The organism is Leptolyngbya boryana PCC 6306 (assembly GCF_000353285.1).
Classification (GTDB): Bacteria; Cyanobacteriota; Cyanobacteriia; order Leptolyngbyales; family Leptolyngbyaceae; genus Leptolyngbya; species Leptolyngbya boryana.
Genome location: NZ_KB731324.1, coordinates 1736458 through 1755968, shown reverse-complemented (window position 1 = coordinate 1755968; position 19511 = coordinate 1736458). Strand labels below are relative to the sequence as shown.

At 48.7% G+C, this 19511-nt stretch carries 18 protein-coding genes; 9 read left to right on the top strand and 9 right to left on the bottom strand.

Annotated elements, in window-relative coordinates:
- Positions 1–49: 49 nt before the first annotated feature.
- Positions 50–673, top strand: a complete 624-nt coding sequence (locus tag LEPBO_RS43300; protein ID WP_017287167.1) for a hypothetical protein — start codon at positions 50–52, stop codon at positions 671–673.
- 110 nt (positions 674–783) lie between these two features.
- Here LEPBO_RS43300 and apcB read toward each other — a convergent pair whose 3' ends face one another.
- Positions 784–1293, bottom strand: a complete 510-nt coding sequence (apcB, locus tag LEPBO_RS0108690; RefSeq protein ID WP_017287166.1) for an allophycocyanin subunit beta — start codon at positions 1291–1293, stop codon at positions 784–786.
- A 410-nt stretch (positions 1294–1703) separates the two neighbouring features.
- Here apcB and glnA point away from each other — a divergent pair, with 410 nt between their 5' ends.
- From glnA to LEPBO_RS36520, 4 genes are all read left to right on the top strand, one after another.
- Positions 1704–3122: a type I glutamate--ammonia ligase gene (gene glnA, locus LEPBO_RS0108685; RefSeq protein ID WP_017287165.1), complete on the top strand. Its 1419-nt coding sequence runs from the start codon at positions 1704–1706 to the stop codon at positions 3120–3122.
- 151 nt (positions 3123–3273) lie between these two features.
- Positions 3274–4389, top strand: coding sequence for a class I SAM-dependent methyltransferase (locus tag LEPBO_RS0108680; RefSeq protein ID WP_017287164.1), 1116 nt, complete (start codon positions 3274–3276; stop codon positions 4387–4389).
- A gap of 216 nt (positions 4390–4605) precedes the next feature.
- Positions 4606–4878 carry a CopG family ribbon-helix-helix protein gene (locus LEPBO_RS0108675; RefSeq protein ID WP_017287163.1) on the top strand — a complete coding sequence of 91 codons (273 nt, stop codon included), beginning with the start codon at positions 4606–4608 and terminating at the stop codon, positions 4876–4878.
- Positions 4869–5189 (top strand): type II toxin-antitoxin system RelE/ParE family toxin, encoded by a 321-nt coding sequence (locus tag LEPBO_RS36520; protein WP_017287162.1) that lies wholly within the window; start codon positions 4869–4871, stop codon positions 5187–5189. Before LEPBO_RS0108675 ends, LEPBO_RS36520 begins: the two co-directional genes overlap by 10 nt.
- A 157-nt stretch (positions 5190–5346) precedes the next feature.
- Here the strand turns inward: LEPBO_RS36520 and pheS are convergent, their stop codons facing one another.
- Positions 5347–6348: a phenylalanine--tRNA ligase subunit alpha gene (gene pheS, locus LEPBO_RS0108665; RefSeq protein WP_017287161.1), complete on the bottom strand. Its 1002-nt coding sequence runs from the start codon at positions 6346–6348 to the stop codon at positions 5347–5349.
- Between the two features lie 70 nt (positions 6349–6418).
- Between pheS and surE the strand changes: the two genes are divergently transcribed.
- Complete coding sequence (surE, locus tag LEPBO_RS0108660; protein WP_017287160.1) at positions 6419–7213, top strand: 5'/3'-nucleotidase SurE; 795 nt, start codon at positions 6419–6421, stop codon at positions 7211–7213.
- A gap of 277 nt (positions 7214–7490) precedes the next feature.
- Here the strand turns inward: surE and LEPBO_RS0108655 are convergent, their stop codons facing one another.
- Positions 7491–7730: a TIGR02450 family Trp-rich protein gene (locus LEPBO_RS0108655; RefSeq protein ID WP_017287159.1), complete on the bottom strand. Its 240-nt coding sequence runs from the start codon at positions 7728–7730 to the stop codon at positions 7491–7493.
- A gap of 120 nt (positions 7731–7850) precedes the next feature.
- Between LEPBO_RS0108655 and LEPBO_RS0108650 the strand changes: the two genes are divergently transcribed.
- Complete coding sequence (locus LEPBO_RS0108650; RefSeq protein WP_017287158.1) at positions 7851–8618, top strand: pentapeptide repeat-containing protein; 768 nt, start codon at positions 7851–7853, stop codon at positions 8616–8618.
- Positions 8619–8711: 93 nt separating this feature from the next.
- Here LEPBO_RS0108650 and isiD read toward each other — a convergent pair whose 3' ends face one another.
- Positions 8712–8918, bottom strand: a complete 207-nt coding sequence (isiD, locus tag LEPBO_RS0108645; RefSeq protein ID WP_017287157.1) for a protein IsiD — start codon at positions 8916–8918, stop codon at positions 8712–8714.
- Positions 8919–9098: 180 nt separating this feature from the next.
- Between isiD and bchI the strand changes: the two genes are divergently transcribed.
- A complete protein-coding gene (bchI, locus tag LEPBO_RS0108640) occupies positions 9099–10190 on the top strand; it encodes a magnesium chelatase ATPase subunit I (protein WP_017287156.1) in 1092 nt (363 codons plus the stop codon).
- A 372-nt stretch (positions 10191–10562) separates the two neighbouring features.
- On the opposite strand, the gene LEPBO_RS39885 is transcribed toward bchI, so the two are convergent.
- From LEPBO_RS39885 to LEPBO_RS0108615, 5 genes are all read right to left on the bottom strand, one after another.
- A complete protein-coding gene (locus LEPBO_RS39885; protein WP_017287155.1) occupies positions 10563–11861 on the bottom strand; it encodes a S1C family serine protease in 1299 nt (432 codons plus the stop codon).
- A gap of 162 nt (positions 11862–12023) precedes the next feature.
- Positions 12024–12374 (bottom strand): DUF5615 family PIN-like protein, encoded by a 351-nt coding sequence (locus LEPBO_RS0108630; protein ID WP_017287154.1) that lies wholly within the window; start codon positions 12372–12374, stop codon positions 12024–12026.
- Complete coding sequence (locus tag LEPBO_RS0108625) at positions 12368–12706, bottom strand: DUF433 domain-containing protein (RefSeq protein WP_017287153.1); 339 nt, start codon at positions 12704–12706, stop codon at positions 12368–12370. The genes LEPBO_RS0108630 and LEPBO_RS0108625 overlap by 7 nt, the downstream gene beginning before the upstream one ends.
- Positions 12707–12785: 79 nt before the next feature.
- Positions 12786–15848 carry a phosphoenolpyruvate carboxylase gene (gene ppc / locus LEPBO_RS0108620; RefSeq protein ID WP_017287152.1) on the bottom strand — a complete coding sequence of 1021 codons (3063 nt, stop codon included), beginning with the start codon at positions 15846–15848 and terminating at the stop codon, positions 12786–12788.
- A 64-nt stretch (positions 15849–15912) separates the two neighbouring features.
- Positions 15913–16107: a hypothetical protein gene (locus LEPBO_RS0108615; protein ID WP_017287151.1), complete on the bottom strand. Its 195-nt coding sequence runs from the start codon at positions 16105–16107 to the stop codon at positions 15913–15915.
- Positions 16108–16475: 368 nt separating this feature from the next.
- On the opposite strand from LEPBO_RS0108615, the gene LEPBO_RS0108610 reads away from it, so the two are divergent.
- Positions 16476–19454 (top strand): hypothetical protein, encoded by a 2979-nt coding sequence (locus tag LEPBO_RS0108610; protein WP_026148508.1) that lies wholly within the window; start codon positions 16476–16478, stop codon positions 19452–19454.
- The last annotated feature ends 57 nt before the right edge of the window (positions 19455–19511 follow it).

Sequence of the window (19511 nt, the reverse complement as noted above, 5' to 3'; positions counted from 1 at the left end):
AACAATCGTTACAATTCAAACCCACCCTGCAAACCCACACGTCAATCCTATGTCCTCTGTTCGCCCCATCTCTGCTGACCTTGCTCCGACCCCTGATCCTGCTCGCTGCAAAATTCTAGACTCCCGGAGTCAATATCGAGCCTGTCATATCTGCGTGCCGGATTCCGATGAGCGACTTGCCGCGATCGTCGTTGCTGATCGCTATTACAGCTTTTTTCGACTCGTGCAAGATTCTCAAAAAGCTCTGCAAATTGCCGCCAAACTCGTTTATCGAGGAGATGAAGTTGCGATTACTCGAACGATGAAAGGCGATGTGCTTTGGATCTATGAAGCAGATGCCCAAGAGGAAAAAGCGCAGCTAGACAAGCCCAAATCTGTCGAACCCTCAACTTCCTACGACATTCCTCGATCAGACTCAGGATTATGGAAGATTCTGACATCTGAGCGCGATTATCAGGTGTGTCAAATTCGCGTTCCAGATGTGGCGAAACCGATGGCTGCAATCTATAGCGATCGTGAATATTACAGCTATCTCAGAACGGTACGCGAACAAAACCAAGCGATCGCGCTGGCAGAACGTCTCTCTGATAAAGGACATGCTGCTCGTATTACTCAAAACAGCAAAGGCTGGACGCTGTGGGTCTTAGAGGCGGAAGCGATGCTTCGGACTTGAAGCCTTCACCCTGACATTTTTCTTGTCTGAAACGAGTTTCGGCTCGACTCAACGCCCGAAATTCGAGGGCTGAGCCGAGCCGAAACTCGTTTCATGGGAAGTGAATTCAATTACAGATCGTTTTCACCGAGTTCACGCGACATGTAATCAAAGGGTTGATCCAGGAAGCTCGTATCAGCAATTCCTGCCGCTGCTGCTTCTGCTTTGACGATATCCTTCATGATTTGAATTCCCCGGACGGTCGGTCCTGAAGGCACACCTAACGAGTTATAGGTTTCGCGCAAACCTTCTAGAACGCGCTCATCCAGCACATCCGTGTCAGCCGCAACCAAGGCATAGGAAGCATAGCGCAAGTAGTAATCCATATCGCGCAGGCAGGCTGCATACCGACGAGTCGTATAAGCATTGCCACCGGGGCGAATCAACTCAGGATTTTCGTCAAACAACTGCAGCCCGGCTTGACGAACAATCCCGGCTGCATTGGAGGTAATGAGCGCAGCTGCCTGAATGCGCGCCATTCCGGTAGCAAAGTAGGATTTTAGGCTGTCGATCGCATTGCGATCTAAGTAACGCCCTGTAATATCGTAATTTCTAATCAGGCTGGTCACTGCGTCCCGCATGAAAGTCTTCTCCCAAATTTTGGTTCAATGTGTCTATATTTCTGTAGACAAGAGTAACGAACCGCCCCACAGCAAGTTGTATAGGCTCTCGTATCGTAAAAGATTCAAGCTCAGTTTACCACGCAGGTTTGAGCCTAATTTGAACCGTACCGTGGGGAATCCCGCTAGATGAGATAATCGTTACAATTTTTAATCCATACACTCGATCGGGTTACGGAATCCGCGAATGTAATATTTACGATCTTTAATTTAAGCGTTAATTCTTTCGGACACGGAGCTTTCCGTAGCCTAGGATACAAAATTACGGGAAGCCTGTTTTTACCATGATGCAGGACAGATTTGCTTGAGGCGATCTGATTCAATTCCGCGCTCAGCGTTGAGCAAGCTACGCGATTTACTAGGAGTATTTCATGGCGACCCCACAAGAGATCTTGGCGAAGATCAATGACGAGAATATCGAATTGATTGATCTCAAATTCATCGATACGCCAGGGATTTGGCAACATCTCACCCTGCATAAGAGCCAAATTGACGAAAGCAGCTTTACCGATGGCGTTCCGTTTGACGGATCGAGTATTCGGGGTTGGAAATCGATCAATGAATCCGATATGGCGATGGTTCCCGATCCGGATACTGCCTGGATCGATCCATTTATGGAGCATCCAACGCTGAGCATGATTTGCTCGATTCAAGAGCCGCGTACGGGTCAGCCCTACAGCCGTGATCCTCGCTCGATCGCTCAAAAAGCTGTGGATTATTTGAAATCTACGGGGTTAGGCGATACGGCGTTCTTCGGACCTGAAGCGGAGTTCTTCATTTTTGATGATGTCCGTTATGACCAAAACCAGCACGAAGGTTACTATCACGTTGATAGCGTAGAAGGGATTTGGAATTCTGGTCGTCAAGAACCGGGTGGAAACTTGGCGTACAAGCCTCGCAACAAGGAAGGGTATTTCCCGGTTGCACCGACCGATACGTCGCAAGATATGCGATCGGAAATGCTGCTGACGATGCAAAAGTGCGGCGTGCCGATCGAGAAACATCACCATGAAGTGGCAACTGGCGGTCAGTGCGAATTAGGCTTCCGGTTCGGAACCCTGATTCAAGCGGCTGACTGGTTGATGACGTACAAATATGTGATCAAAAACGTCGGTCGCAAGTATGGCAAGTCGATTACGTTCATGCCTAAGCCGGTCTTTGGGGATAACGGTTCGGGGATGCACTGTCACCAATCGATTTGGAACAATGGCGAACCCACCTTTGCGGGCGATCTGTACGCTGGATTGAGCCAAAATGCGCTGTGGTACATCGGCGGAATTCTGAAGCATGCGCCTTCTCTGTTGGCGTTTACGAATCCGACCACGAACTCCTACAAGCGCTTGGTTCCAGGCTTTGAAGCTCCGGTGAACTTGGCATACTCGCAAGGGAACCGTTCTGCTTCGGTGCGGATTCCGTTGTCTGGCACGAACCCGAAAGCAAAACGCTTAGAGTTCCGTTGTCCTGATGCAACCTCGAACCCCTACTTGGCATTTGCCGCGATGCTCTGTGCAGGGATTGATGGAATTAAGAACCAAATCGATCCGGGTTCTCCTTTGGATGTAGACATCTACGAACTCAGCCCTGAAGAGTTGGCGAAAGTACCTTCGACTCCTGGATCTTTGGCAGAAGCGCTGAAGAACTTGGAATCGGATCATGAGTACCTGACCACAGGTGGCGTGTTCACTGAAGACTTCATTGAAAGCTGGATTAGCTACAAGCTCGATCGCGAAGTAATTCCGATGAGCATTCGCCCGCATCCGTATGAGTTTATGCTCTACTACGATTGCTAATTTGCTGAGTTGAAAGCTGAATTGAAAAGGAGCGATCGAGCTAATTGGCTCGATCGCTTTTTTCTCGAAATCTAACTGATTACAGACTATTTCGCTCTTAAGAGTTCGTTACAATTAGACAATAGTCTTAGAGTGTCGTCTCACACAAATCATGCCCGATACATTAACAAAGTTGGCGTATCAGACGTTTCAGCAAGGCAAAAGTTACTTTGGGTTGATGCATAAAGCTGTTAGTACCCAAGTCTTGAATCTTGTCGCACCGCCCTCGATTGAACAAAAAAGAAAGGCAAAGCCGCTCTCTCTAGAATTGATTCAAACCATTCAAAAACGAATGGCTGAAGTTCTCGAAGCGGATTGGCAGGATGTCGAAAAAGGCGTTTATCCAGCGAGTCTTGTCTTTGATAATCCTTGGGAAGATTTTTTCCGCTACTATCCGGTGATGTGGTTTGATATGCCGGAAATGTGGCAGCGCGTGAATGCGAAGCGATATCAAGAGTTTGATGCAGGAGTTGAGACAGAAGGCTTACCAAGCTACTATGTGCAAAATTTCCATCATCAGACGAATGGGTATTTAACCGATACTTCTGCCAATCTCTACGATTTGCAGGTTGAAATTCTGTTTAATGGCACGGCTGATCCGATGCGTCGCCGGATTTTAGCTCCATTGAAGGAAGGATTGAAGGCATTCAGTGATGTTCTACCTTCGCAGATTAAAGTGCTAGACGTTGCTTGTGGCACAGGGCGGACTTTGAGAAACATTCGAGGAATGCTGCCGAAGGCTTCTTTGTATGGAGTGGATTTGTCGGCTGCCTATTTGAGAAAAGCAAATCAGTTGCTGTCTCAGTTCGAGGGAACTTTGCCCCAGTTAGTGCAAGGAAATGCGGAAGAATTACCTTACTTAGATAACTATTTCCATGCGGTGACGAGTGTGTTTTTATTCCACGAATTGCCGCCCCAAGCGCGTCAGAATGTGATCAATGAAGCATTTCGAGTGGTGAAACCTGGTGGAACATTTATCATCTGTGATTCGATTCAGATGAGCGATTCGCCGGAACTCGCTCCTGCAATGGAAGGGTTTCCTGAGACGTTCCATGAGCCTTATTACCGCCATTACATGACCGATGATTTGGTGGCGCGATTGAAAGAGGCAGGGTTTGGCGAAGTTTCAGAACAGGTGCATTTTATGAGTAAGTACCTGATTGCGAGGAAACCTGGAGTCGTTGCGCCCGAAGTGACGAAGGTTGCGACAGGTATTGCGATCGAATAAGGGCAGGCTGCGTTTTCGGCGGATCGTGTCCCCCAAATCCCCCAAACTTGAGAGATTTTGAATGGGAGAAGTTCTTTGAATTGGAGGGCATTTCCTAGTCAAAGTCTCTCAGAGTGGAGAATTTAACATTGGGAGCGAAGCAAAAACATTCGTCCGAGATGTTCTATTGATAAGCCATATAAAATATGGATACGACCTTACTGCTGAGAACATCTTATGTCGCAGAGTGAAACTGTCACAGTTCAATTACCGATCGAGATCAAACAAAAGCTCGAAGCACTTGCGACAAGCACAAATCGAAGTCAGTCTTGGCTAGTGACGCAAGCGATCACAACCTATGTCGAAACCCAATCTCAACAAATTCAGCAAATTGAAGCAGCAGTTGACCTTGCAGAGAGCGATCGAGCAGTTTGGGTCGAAGGTGAAGCTGTCGAGGCATGGCTCAACTCTTGGGGAACAGACAACGAGAAGCCGACTCCATGCGCGTAACGTATCTTTCAGTCGCTGTCCTAGATTTAGCTGAAATTCGGTCTTATATTGCAGTTGATACTCCAGATACAGCCCAACAAATCGGAAATCAGTTAGCTCAAGCTATCAACAGATTATCTACATTCCCAAACCTTGGAAAACCTGGACGAGTTGAAGGCACTCGCGAATTAATAACTCCAAAACTTGGTCGAACAGCTTATGTGATCGTGTATAGAATTCGACTTGAGCGAATCGAAGTTCTCCGTGTTCTGTCCGGAATGCGAGATATTGATCAAATCCTTGAAGAAGAGTTTCCTAACGAAGAAAACTAGCGGAATGACAACGAAGCGTAGAGACTTTCAAGTGAACAGAAACTCATGACGATCGCAAAGGGCTTCTTACAGGGCGCTCGTTTCTACCTTCTCAAATACCTCAAACGCCCTCGATTTTTAACGATCAAGGGCGTTTTTAGCGAGAATGTTGTGCAATTTAAAACTGCTTCAAAAACCGCAAATCGCTATTGTACAACCGACGAATATCATCGATTTGGTGCAACACCATTGCCAACCGTTCCACCCCAAATCCGGCAGCAAATCCGGTGTAGATCTCCGGATCGTATCCCACGGCTTTAAGAACATTGGGATCCACCATTCCACAACCGAGAATTTCCAACCAGCGACCTTTCCATTGCACATCGACTTCCGCAGATGGCTCTGTGAAGGGGAAGAAACTTGGACGGAATCGAATTTCGACATCTCCAAATAGCTCTTGCAAGAACACTTTGATGGTTCCTTTGAGATCGGTAAACGTCAGTCCTTCATCGACTGCCAAAATCTCGATCTGGTGAAACACAGCCGAATGTGTCGCATCGACTGTATCGCGGCGATATGTCTTGCCTGGAACCGCTACTCGAATTGGTGGATCATTCGCTTCCATGTAGCGAATCTGTACAGGCGAAGTGTGAGTTCTCAGCAGATTGCCATCCGGGAGATACAGCGTATCTTGCATATCTCGCGCCGGATGATCGGGCAAGAAGTTCAACGCCTCGAAATTGTAATAGTCCGTCTCCATTTCGGGACCTTCGGCGACTGTGTAGCCGAGTCCAACGAAAATATCGAGAACCTGATCGATCGTGCTATTTAACGGATGCATCCGCCCTTGCGGTCTTCCCACTCCGGGCATCGTCACATCGATCGTTTCTGAAGCTAATTGAGCCGCGATCGCAGCCGCTTGCAGCGCGGTTTTTTGGCGATCGAGTTCGACCTGAATCGCTTCTTTGACCTCATTGGCTCGTGCCCCGATTTTCGGGCGCTCGGCGGGGTCGAGTTTGCCCATCCCGCCGAGCACTTGGGGAATGGGACCTTTTTTTCCCATGTATTTGACGCGCAACTGTTCAAGCTGATCGAGAGAATCAGCTTGCGCGATCGCTTGAGTCGCTTCCTGGCGAATGGTATCTAATTGGGCTTCGAGTTCCTGGGTTTGTGCCGCCATAGTTCAGTAGTTCATAAATCCTTAATTCGCGTCACAATGAACTGCGAACTTGTTTATTGTAGTGGATTACATGAAACTCCTGGTTAGTAACGATGATGGTGTTTACGCGCTAGGGATTCAAACTCTAGCGAATGCGTTGGCAGAAGCAGGACATGAGGTGACGGTGGTGTGTCCTGATCGAGAGCGATCGGCAACGGGGCACGGCTTAACGTTGCACGATCCGCTGCGAGTTCAAGAAATGAGCCATCTTTTTCATCCCAACATTAAGGCATGGGCTTGTTCAGGAACCCCTTCAGACTGCGTAAAATTGGCGATTTGGGCGCTGTTGGAAACACCACCGGATTTGGTGTTGTCAGGAATTAATCACGGCTCGAATCTGGGCACAGATGTGCTGTATTCGGGAACGGTTTCTGCGGCGATGGAAGGTGTAATTGAAGGCATTCCGGGAATTGCACTGAGTTTAACCAGTTTTCAATCGCGAGAATTTCAGACTGCGGCGGATTTTGCTTGTACCTTGGTGCGACAGTTGGAGAAAGATCCATTGCCAGAGTTGACGTTATTGAATGTGAATGTGCCTGCGATCGAGCGAGATGAAATTAAAGGGGCAATCATCACGCGACAAGGCGTGAGACGCTATACGGATGTGTTTGAGAAGCGGGTTGATCCCAGAGGAAAAATTTACTACTGGCTTTCAGGCGAATTGCTTGAAGACGTAGACGATCCGGATATTCCGAATGATGTTCCGACCGATGTGCAGGCAAATCGGGAGAATTACATTACGATCACGCCCTTGCACTACAATCTGACTTCCCCTTTGGGCTTGAAAATGACACAGAACTGGATTTCAAGGCTGGACCAGGCATAAATTCTACTGCTTGCATCCAGTTTTACAATGAATGAAAATTGCCGAGCATTGCCGATAAACGGGTGTTGCTTCGAGATCCCCATTCTGGCAGGGCTGTTTCATATGGTTAGAGAAGAGGAAAATGAAAATGCTGTTGTTTACTTTTCCTGGATGATGAGCTTAATTGAACGCTGACAATGCCTGCCTGACAACCGCAGTATCCGCAGGCATTTATCTTGTCTTCAACAAATTAGCCCTGAGGAGCGGGGTGAAATTTCACTCCCTACTCCCCACATCCCTATCCTTCTTCGACTTCATGCAGCGATTTCCAGCCTGCTTGCCATTGCGATCGGTCTTTGAGCAGTTTGGCATTCATCCAAAACCGAACGGCTGGATCGCAGGCGGCGACCATTTCTGCAAATACCCAGGCTCCCTGATTTTTGCGGTTTACAACTTGAAAGTGCCGCCAGCCCCAGGTTTCTTGCTGAGCAGTCCATTTCGATCCGACGAGATACGGAAATTTTTGTTTCTTAGGCATATCGAGAACCAAATCGGGAATACTCGCGCTTGTCGATCGTACTGAATATCGATCGTGCCACAACTGTCACCAGAAAGTAATATGAAGTGTTTTCCTGATCACCCTACCCGTTCCCTGCATATGACCCGGACTCATTTGACGACGATCGCAGCAGTTTTCTCATTGGGGATTGCATTACCCGTTCAGGCTGAAAATATTGATCACGTTCGGCAATTACTTTCGACTCGGCAATGTGCAAATTGCGAACTCAGTAGCGCCGGGTTAGTGTTGGCTCAATTGTCTGGGGCAAATCTCGCGGGCGCAAATCTCGCGGGCGCAAATCTCAGTCAAGCGAATCTCGCGGGCGCAGACTTAACCAACGCCAATCTCGCAGGCGCTTCCCTGAGTGGCGCAAATCTCGCAGGCGCAAAGTTGACGAATGCGAATATTCAAGGGGCAGATTTAACGCGATCGTATTTAGTGGGAGCAGATTTAACAGGCACTCAAATCGAAACGGCAGCCATTCACGGAGCCGTTGGCTTACCGACTTCAGCCGGGAATGCAGAAATGTTCTATCAAATGGCAATGGAAGCTGGGAAACGGCGACAGTATGAAACCGCGATCGCAAATTTCAATCAAGCCTTAGTGCGGAAACCGGATTCTGCGCCTGCTTTGATTGGGCGCGCAATGGCACGCTTAGAGTTGGGTGATCAAAAAGGAGCCATTCAAGACTCGGAACAAGCTGCGGCTTTGTTTGATCGGCAAGGGGATGCGGCGAATGCAAAATCAGCAGTCGCACTCGCACAAGGCTTAAAGAATCCACCTGATCAACAACGTCGAGGCAACAACTTTGGTCAGAGCTTGATCAATGTCGTGGGTGGATTACTGCAAATGTTTTTAACCCGCTAAACTGCGAGACTCAGAGCCTGCAACACTCCAGGTCGCTTGGTTTGAAGAGCACTCGGAATGTTGCAGGTGACAGGAAAATGATTGAATCGGATCTCACGATTCGTCAAACGCTTCTAAATCTAAGAGATAAAGGTAAGGCTCTACTAATTCAGGGCGCTGAAACGCGATCGCTCTGAGCAAATGCCAATCGTTCAGCCCTTCAAATGCATCTGTATAGTCATCTTTTTCCAGCCGAGCCGCCAGCATCTCGATATCTGACTCGGTGAGCTTTGACACATCCACTTGTTTCAAACTAGACATAACCCGACGTGCCTCCAACGATTTTCCCCGTTGATCCAAATTTTACTTCACCAATTCAAACTCGATTCAGAATAAAACCTTGATTTACGATCGCAGGCTCCCCTGCCTATTTCAGGTCACAATCCGTGTCACAATAAGTAACGCGACTTAAAAATAGCCTTAACTTTTTCAGGACTTCCCGTGACCTTTACGACAGAAACAACTTCACAAAACGGACGATCCACCGCAGTTCCCGCCCGTCGGCGTGCGGTGTTTCCTTTCACTGCGATCGTCGGGCAAGAAGAAATGAAGCTTGCTCTCCTGCTCAACATCATTGACCCGAAAATTGGCGGGGTGATGATTATGGGCGATCGTGGAACTGGTAAATCAACGACGATTCGGGCACTGGCTGACTTGTTGCCAGAAATTGATGTCGTGGCAGATGATCCCTTCAACAGTCATCCAAACGATATCGAATTAATGGGCGATACGGTGCGGCAGATGATCGACCAGGGTGCGGATGTGCCTGTGGTGAAGAAGAAAGTTATGATGGTCGATCTGCCTTTGGGAGCGACAGAAGATCGCGTCTGCGGCACGATCGATATCGAGAAAGCCCTCTCCGAAGGGGTTAAAGCTTTTGAACCGGGATTGTTGGCAAAGGCAAATCGCGGCATTCTCTATGTCGATGAAGTCAATTTGCTCGATGATCACCTCGTCGATGTGCTGCTCGATTCGGCAGCATCGGGATGGAATACGGTCGAGCGGGAAGGGATTTCGATTCGACATCCAGCGCGATTTGTTCTAGTAGGCTCAGGCAACCCAGAAGAAGGGGAACTGCGTCCGCAATTGCTTGATCGATTTGGGATGCATGCTGAGATTCGCACCGTGAAGGAACCTGCATTGCGAGTTCAAATTGTGGAGCAACGGACAGAGTTTGACCAAGATCCGATGCCGTTCTTAGAAAAATATGAGCCACAGCAGAAGGATCTGCAGAAGCAAATTGTCGATGCTCAGGAGCGCTTGAAACAGATTGCGATCGACTACGATTTGCGCGTCAAAATCTCTCAGATGTGTTCGGAACTCGATGTCGATGGATTGCGCGGAGACATCGTGACCAACCGTGCAGCAAAGGCTTTGGCAGCATTAGAAGGACGAACTGAAGTCACCGTGGATGAGATTCGTCGAATTGCGCCTCTGTGTCTGCGTCACCGTCTGCGGAAAGATCCGATGGAATCGATCGATTCAGGTTACAAGGTCGAGAAGGTTTTTGATCAAGTGTTTGGAATGGAATAGTAGCTGTGTGGGTACTGTCGATCGCGCTTGATATCTTGCACGATTAAAGACATGCTCAATGCTTACACATCAATGTTGCAGAGGGATTCAACCGTGTTCCTCTGCATTTTTATATAGATGTGATTTTAGAGTAATTCCAGAATCAAAAATGCTGATGACATCGAGATCGCATTGCCCCGCACGAGGTTGAAACCCCGTGCTTATTAGACAAAGTCTCTGAAGAGACTGTATCCCTGAGCAATTGGTTGGGTTCGGGAGTCCCTTGAGGGAGTTCGCATTGTTAGCACCGGGTTTTGAATCCGGTGCGGGACAGAAACGCAGCCAAGATGATGTTCAAGCGTTTTGTCAACCCGCTATAAGACTCTTCGATTTTCATTTGTAACTCAGTAGTGGATTACCGCAAGTATCCAGTTCTGAATTGGCAGGAGAATCGATCGAGACATTCAATCGTTGTAAAACTTCCCCGATCGGTAACGCAAATCCTAACCCTTCAATCCCTTCACTCGCAATCTTCTCAGTCACAATCCCAATCACTTTGCCGTCTCGATTGAGTAAAGGTCCGCCACTATTCCCCGGATTGACCGCCGTATCCGTTTGAATCAAACTCCGAGAAGCATTGCGCCGAAACCCACTTACAATCCCTTGAGTGACGGAATTGGAAAAAGATAACGGATTGCCGATCGCGACAACGGATTGTCCGACTCGCACGCGATCAGTATGACAAATCGGTAAGCCAGTCACTTCGCTGATATCCCCTTCCAATTTCACCAACGCTGCATCTGCCACAGAATCACGCCTTAACACTCGCCCGTTCACGATATTGCCATCGTAAAGTTTGACTTTGACGGAAAATGCAGACCCAACAACGTGTTGATTGGTCATAATCAGTCCAGACGAGTCGAGCAGAAATCCGCTGCCTCGTCCGTTTGGGGTGCGAATTTGCACGATCGAAGGAATGGTCTGCCCGACGAGTTGCTCTAGGGTCAAGGATGAACGACTCGGAGCCGCGATCGCTGCAATTTTATACGCCTGACTCGGAGTTTCTTCGATCGGGCGATTGAGGATTGCAACAACGCGAGGCTCAGCCAGTAAGCTTCTAAAACTGGCTCGAATCGCTTCATAAGTTGCTGCTGGATTATCAATTCCCTCTGCTTCAGCACTTCCAGCAATTTCTTGACGGTACACCACTTTATTTAAATCTCGATCGAACAACTCCCAACGCACCCTGCGATCGTCGTGCGTGTATTCCTTAAAAAACGAACTATAAGAATTGAGATTGACCTTCGTAATCGTTCCACCGATTAAGAATCGTCCGGGTTCTGAAGATGCAACTAAATCTGCAAACAGAGATTGAGGATGCGATCGCATGACATCAAATCCGGCTTGACTCAGTTCATCCTCTAATAAGTCTCGAACCGAGGTTTCTAATTGCTCCTCTAAGCGCTCGGTTGCAACATATCGCTGTTGTCGCATCTTCAGCAATCCGTCGTAGTGTCCTCCAATCACGACACCCGGCAATACGCCAGAGCGAATCCTAGCAATTTCAACCTTTGCACTAGATTCAATCTCACTCTCAAAAGATTGTAGCGATTCAGCCCGAACCGGAATTTGTAGCGAAAAAAAGAATAGAACAATAGCAGAAATCAGACTCCAGACGGATGCCTTTGCCATAGTTTAGTAGTACAAAATGCAAGTCATCAGATCTTGCGTTTAAATCCCTATCTTGTCAATAAAAAAGCTGCTAGAGAGTAACGCTTCCAGCAGTTGTCGATATGTTTTAGACCTGAAAAGAGCGATACATGAGATCGCTGCAAGACATCTCTGATTGTTTTCTCACCACGGAAGATACTGAACTTGCCCTTCTAACTCTCCATCCTGACCACACTCTACTAGAACAAGAACATCTTCAATGACCTGTCCGATCGGTGCATCTGTGCTGATTTCAATTACCCCTGGCATCGGCTGACCTTCCTTAACCCGATCGTAGGCATAGCGAGTAATCGTAGCGACATCGTGAGTGAGTAAAATACGCCCTTCTTGTGCTGCCCACTCCAAAACGGTTGGATCATCTTTACCTGACAACCCAACATCCTGCACACGAGTAATATCAAGTGTTGGATTACGCCGAAACAATCCTCGAACGATCGTATTATCGAAATTCTCGTCAGCTAGAAACTTCAGCATGCTTCCTGTGCAGGTTTGCGGGCAAGCAGGCGATCGCGCAATCCTTGTGGGTCAAATACTGCTTGATTCATTTTCCGAATCTCCTGCGATCGCTGCCGCCGTTGTTGGAGATAAGCATCCACTTCCGACTGGTGTTTAAGATAGTAGGCAATTGTGGCATAGATATCAGCCAAATTTAACGACGGATACCGATGAGCGATTTCCTCGGCTGTTACACCCTGGTTAAAGACAGCGACTACAGTATCTAAGGTTACACGAGTCTTTCCGACGAGAATTACGCCGTCTTCATTTGCTTGCAGAGGAGCCATTTCAGCAACAATTGCCGGTGTCATAAACACTTCCAATCTCAATGCTTTGATGGTAACAGAATCTCTTGATTCTCAGAATATGTCGTCTTCTTTCGCCCAGTCATCAACCCGTATTCCGCATTCCTGCAGCAATACCGTTAATCGTCAACAATGCGCCTCTAAGCAATTCACCCTTGCTGTAGCGCGATCGCACAACTCCAGAAGCCGCCAGAGTCTTATGCTGCCGCAGTCGCTTCAACAATGACACTTGCAAGAATCCCAACGGTACGATCGTTCCATTGCGCAACTGTACTGATCGCTGAAGTTCCGGATCACCATCTAGTAAGCGATTGTGTCCCGTAATTTTCAGAACAAGCTCACGCGTCAAGAAATACTCTTGTCGAATCTGCTCAAACACAGGCGCAAATCGCTCGCGATCCTCAGCTTGAGTCAGTTCTTGAACATAGTGTCCTGCAATCTGCAAATCGACCTTCGATAAGGTCATCTCCACCCGAGAAATGGCCATTTTGAAGAACGGCCATTTGTAGTAAAAATGCCGCAATAGCTGCATATGCTTCTCGGGTGCTTCATCTAGAAACGCATTCAACGCCGTTCCGACTCCATACCAGGACGGCAGTAAAAATCGGCTCTGAGTCCAGCTAAAGACCCAAGGAATTGCCCGCAGACTTGCTAAATCTTTCTTTCCGCCGCGACGAGCCGGACGAGAACTAATCTGCAACTGGCTAATCTCCTCGATCGGAGTCACCTGATGGAAGAAATCAATAAAATCGGCTTGCTCATAGATCAGTTGACGATAGTGCGTGCGCGATCGCGCTGCCAATTCTTCCATAATTTGCTGCCACGGTGCAATCTCATCGAACTTGTTCTGCAACAAACTGCCTTGAATCACCGCAGTCGTCACCGTCTCAAGGTTATACAACGCAAGCTCGGGCAAAGAATACTTCGATGCGAGTACTTCACCTTGTTCGGTAATCTTGATGCGACCATTCACGCTATGTCCAGGCTGCGCCAAAATTGCCTCATATGCAGGTCCACCGCCGCGACCGACCGACCCGCCACGACCGTGGAAGATCCGCAATGCCACACCATGTTCATCGGCAATTCTTTGCAACGCTTGCTGAGCTTTATGAATCTCCCAGTTACTACTGAGAAATCCAGAGTCTTTATTACTATCAGAGTAGCCAAGCATCACTTCCTGCAAAGCCGTTCCTTTATCGATCGCGTCAAAGCCCCCCGCAATCAACGCCTTGTAGAACGGCTGAGCAAACACCTGTTTCATAATTCCAGGCGCTTTCTGTAAATCCTCAACCGTTTCAAACAACGGTACGACTTGAATCGTTCCTAGCCCTGTGACGGGATCATACAGTCCGGCTTCTTTGGCAAACAGCAGCACTTCTAGCAAATCACTGACATCATGGCTCATGCTGATGATGTAAGTCCGGCAAATTTCCAGACCAAATTCTTGCTGAAGCTTGCGAACCATCCGGAACGTCGAAATCGTTTCGCGGGTGCGCTCCGAAAATGGCATCTCCGTCGGAATCAAAGGTCTTCGAGTCTGGAGTTCTCTGGTCAACCATTCACAGCGCTCTGCTTCGCTCATGTCGTTATAAGCTTTCGGCAGCACTTGCAAATATTCGACAATCTCGTTCATCGTTTCCGAATGGCGAGGGCTTTCTTGGCGAATATCAAGATGCGCCAAACAGAAGCCAAAGATTTCGACTTGGCAAATCAAATGCTCTAAGTCCCGACAGCTTAATCCAGTCGCAGCTAGATTGCTTTGAATCAGTCGCAACTCTGCTAAGAAATCTTCGCCCGATCGATAAAGCGTTGCTTCGTCAAATTCAGGCATTTCTTGCTGCAAGCCATCTCCGCTGTAGAGAATGTGATTGCGATCGAGCGTATTTTCTAGGCGCTTCTGAATGTAGGCAAGCTTTAATCGATACGGCTCTTGGCGGAATCGAATCGATAAGCGATCGTACACATCCGGCATGCGTTGCTGATCTTGCTCTAAAGACTCCAGCAAATCGGGCAAGACATCACTCCAGTGCAGCGACAAACTCAGTAAATCGGTCAAACACTGAACCGATTGCACATAGCGCTCTAAAACGATGCGGCGCTGATAACATGCTGTTTGCCAGGTGACTTGCGGCGTGACCGAAGGATTGCCATCACGATCGGCGCCCACCCAAGATCCAAACTGACAGAAATTGCGACTCGGCATTTCCATGCGCGGGAACGACTGATGCACCGCTTGCTCTAATCGCGTATACAAATGCGGAATCGCCTCAAAAATTACCTCTCTGAAGTAATGCAGTGCATGATCCACTTCATCGAGCACAGTCGGCTTAAATTGGTGCAGTTCATCAGTGCGCCACCAGAGGCGAATCTCCTCGGTTAACTGATCTCGGAGCGACTCTGTTTCCCAAGATGAGGAAAGCCCGATCGCTTTCAAACTATCTTCAACACTATCCAACTGCCGCAAAATCTTCGCGATCCGTCGCTGTTTATCCCGAATCGTATGCCGGACAATCTCGGTCGGATGCGCCGTAAACACCAGCGATACATCCAACTGCTGAATCAACCGTTGAATCTGTTGAGGCGGCACATTCAGCTGCTTCAAACGAGGAAACAACCAGTGAAACGTGCCAATTTCTCGACGAGACGCCGCTTCATGCAGACTCCGCTCTAGGAAATCCGCTTCTGGTCGTCCCGCTTCTTCTTCTGTGGCATAACTACTGGGTGACGACGGTTTTGGCACTTCTTCAACCTGTCCTTCCCGTGCCATCCGATACTGCAACTGCTGATCGCGCTGCTCGTAATGCTGCTCGACGATATTGATCAACTGAAAATAAAGCGCAAACGCCCGCGCTGCCCGGATCGCCTCATTGAGATCCAGATTCTCCACCACTTGCAGCACGTCTGATTCAGTAAAGGTCGTTGCCTGCCCTTCTGGCGAACACATCCGCCTCAACTGATTCAACAGATCGACGAGTTCCTGCCCGCATTCTTGTTGCAGCACCGCCTCCCAGAGATCCTCAACAATTCTTAGCCGATGGCGCAAAAATAAATCGGACATCAACGCACTCACATCCTCACCGATTGCGTCCGCAGAAGTGGCAAGGCTGGCAAATGATTCGTCAGAAGAAGAGGGTCGGCTCGAACTCATACAGTATCAATCCAGAGAGGTTCAACAATTTTAGGGGAGATGAGGCAGATTTGGGGAGACAAGGCTAAGAACGATCGTCCAAATCTAGATGCGGCAAGCGATCGCCGCGAAATAATTCTTCGCTAATCGTGCCAAGGTCTTGTAGGGTTTGCGCGATCGCACTCCCTCCCACCAATACCACTAACACCGGAATTGTTGCCAAACCCAATACAACATCCGGATCAAGCAAGCCTAAAACGCGATCAGACTGAGGTTTCATAGATTGTAGGTTCCAATAGTCCAGTAAACCAGTATTTAGCGTAACAATCTTGTTCCCAACATTGTGTATTCGGCTTCAGCATTGTCAATTCTCTCAGAGTGTCTAAGAATACAGGGAGAGAAAAATCGACAGTGGTGACAAGATCGGCTAACTTCAACGATGAGGTCAAGATTTGCAAAACGGAAATTGTGAAAGTTACGGATGTTGCTATGCACTGGGTGCCATTTGTGCTCACAATAACCAAAAAAAGCGTGTCGAAATCAAAAGTTAAGCTTAAATGCAGCAAGTTGAGATAAGGAATTAAAAGTCGGATGGGGAATCGATCACACCGTACACTCTCTTCATCATCGTCATCGGTTGGCTCTAAATTGCCCTTGCTCCCGTGGCTGCATCGCGTCATTGGGATTCCTCATCTGCATTTGCAAGCTCGCCTGCGGGGAAACAATTTGTATATTCTCGCAGAAAGTCGCGATTGCCCAAAGCGATCGCTGATTTTTGCACAACTCGTGCGCGCGCTTTCCCAAACTTCACTGGAAACGCTGCTGCCTCCAACTCAGCCCACGATTTATCAAGTCGTGCTCTATGGTCGCTGCATCGGAGAACCGCGTCCTCAGTGGGCAGAAGTGATTCATGTCGCGCAGATCGATCGCTATTTAGAAAAACTCGACGATCCTCAGAGTAAAGCTGAAGCGACCGTTGCCATCGAACTTGCGAATCTGGGCTTGGCAAAACGTGGGAGACCCGATGCAATTGCGCGGTATCTCAGTGAAGCTTTAAGTGCATTGGGAGTCGCTGTTCGAGCCAGCGTCAAATCTGCGGCACTCCCCGACGACACAGGACTGCCTCAAATTGCAAATCTGGCTTCTGTATTAAGCAGTACCGCTTCGCTCACACCACAAGCCTTGCTGAATCGGCTGTGGGTCGTCTGCGAATCCGCATACAGTCCCGATACGTCTTTGATGACCGAATCGATCGCACAAAAACTGCGGGACTTGGAACTCGACGGATTTCGAGATGCGATCGTCTTTAGCCGTGTTAAGGGCGAGAGTGACCCAGAATGGGTGTTGCGAGTCGATTTGACTCCTCCTCAAGAAATGCTCAAAGATTGGGCGCGCTGGGGCGATATCGAGGCGCTGACGCGATTGATGAATGCCGCAGTTCGCGATCAGGGCGTTGAGATTACAGCAACCCTGATGGACATCACGCTGCATGTCACGGCTCAGCGAGAACAGGCACCGGAGCGAGGGCGAGTGTTAGCCGCGATCGCGCCTTTGCTCGAAACGATCGCACCCCAAGGCATTCAAGCCGTTGCGGTTTATGGCTTGCAGGGTACAGCGAATCCCATTCCTCAGCTTTCGATTCCTGATTCTCCGGTTTGGGTGCAATGGATTAATCTTCCCGCCGCAGAACATCCAGCCCTCGCTGAATCCACTCGACAACTCGCGCAGCAAGGCGATTTAAGCGCGATCGCATTTCTGCTGACTCGCCAACTCAATCCCAATCTCGATACCCAACTCGCAACGGGTGGAATTCGCCTGCAAATTCGCCAAAAAGAGGACTTATTGCACATCATGACCGATGCGCCAGTCTGTCCGTCTCAAAGCCAAGTTGGAGTGAAAGTTGCCAAATACATTCACAATCTCCGTCTCTCTGATGTGCAAGGCGTGCGAGTTTACGGGCGCAGATCCGGTCAAAAACGCCCAATCTGGAGCTATGGCATCGACTTCGTCAGCCGTGAGCAGGCTCGCTTTATTCCAGAAGCGACTCCCGAATTTGCTGCCTCTGATGCCTATGTCGGCGATTTACTGACAAAAGAGCCAGGCGCGTTAACGGTTCCCGAGTTTGACGAAGCCGACGCGACTTGGGGCGATCGCATTGTAGAAGCAATCCAGGGCGCATTGGCTCGAACTCGGATTTTTACGATCGCGTCTGACACCGCTCCCAATACTGCCCGCGCGACTCAATCTGCGGTTCCAAATGAAGCAAAAGCGGCGATTGTTTGGAGTGTTTTAGGCATTCTGCTTACGGTGCAAGCAGATTGGCTCCTGGGACAATATGCGAAACCTCTGTTTGCCTCAAAACCCGCTCCAACAGCCTCTCCTGCACCGCTCACCTCTGAACAGATGCCTCTCCCCCAACTCTCGCTGCAAAAAACGACTGGATTTGGAGAACTGGGAGCGGCTGGATTTACGCAATCTGGACAGACGTTGATCGCTCCGGGTCAAGGATCAACCGCGCTTCTTGCCTCTCCCTTGAAGCCAAAAGCAGCGATCGACACTGCTCGTTCTCCTTATCCCACATTCAATGCGGGTCAGCTCGATGAAAAACTCGTGCTCTACCGTCAGTATGTCAATCAAAACGGTGCGCCGGATGTCTTGATCGTGGGGAGTTCGCGTGCGATGCGGGGCATCGATCCAGCGGTTTTAGAACAGACCTTGGCGACTCAAGGCTACGCGGGTATGCGAGTGTTCAATTTCGGTATCAATGGAGCCACGGTTCAAGTGGTTGACCTGATTGTGCGGCGCATCCTTGCCAACGAAAAACAACCGAAGCTGATCTTACTTGCCGATGGACTGCGAGCGTTCAACAGTGGTCGTCCGGATGCGACTTATAAAGCGATCGTGTCTTCTCCGGGATTCCGCAAGCTGCCTGAAGTGAGTACAAACACAGCTGCTACACCCACTGAAGCGTTCACGAAACCTTTAGAGACTCTGAATCGAACTAATATGACAGTGAGCGATAGCTATCAATCGTTCAATGATCATTTGCTTCGCCAAGTCGGGCAATTTTCAACGGTTTGGAGTCAGCGCAATAAGTTACAAGGACTGCTCAAGCGTGGCTTAAGTTTTGGATTTGAGCAAGCTCCGACTTCGGATGAGATTGACCCTGAATTGACGATCGCTCAAGATGGACAAGGCTTAATTGATATCAATGGCTTCCTGCCGATTTCCAATCGCTTCAATCCAGTGACTTACTATCAAAAGTATTCACGAGTCTCAGGCGATAGTGATGCTGATTATGCGAACTTCAACTTGCTCGGAGAACAGGATCAGGCGTTACGATCACTCGCTCAGTACACTAAGAGCCAAAACATTCCCTTAGTCGTGCTCAATCTGCCTCTAACAGAGAACTATCTTGATCCGTATCGCCGCGATCGTGAAAAAGAGTTCCAAGAATATCTGATGCGACTGTCTGGGGAACTCGGCTTTACCTATCGCGACCTACTAGAAAACTGGAAAAATACGCCAGATTTCTTTTCTGACCCCAGTCACCTCAATCGCTATGGTGCTCATGCCGTCTCGACTCATATTGCTAAAGATGTATTGATTCCTTGGAGACAGCGATAGTAGGTGAGGAGATGGGGAGAACGCAGGCTCAGATTGCTCCCTATCTTCCCACTCCGC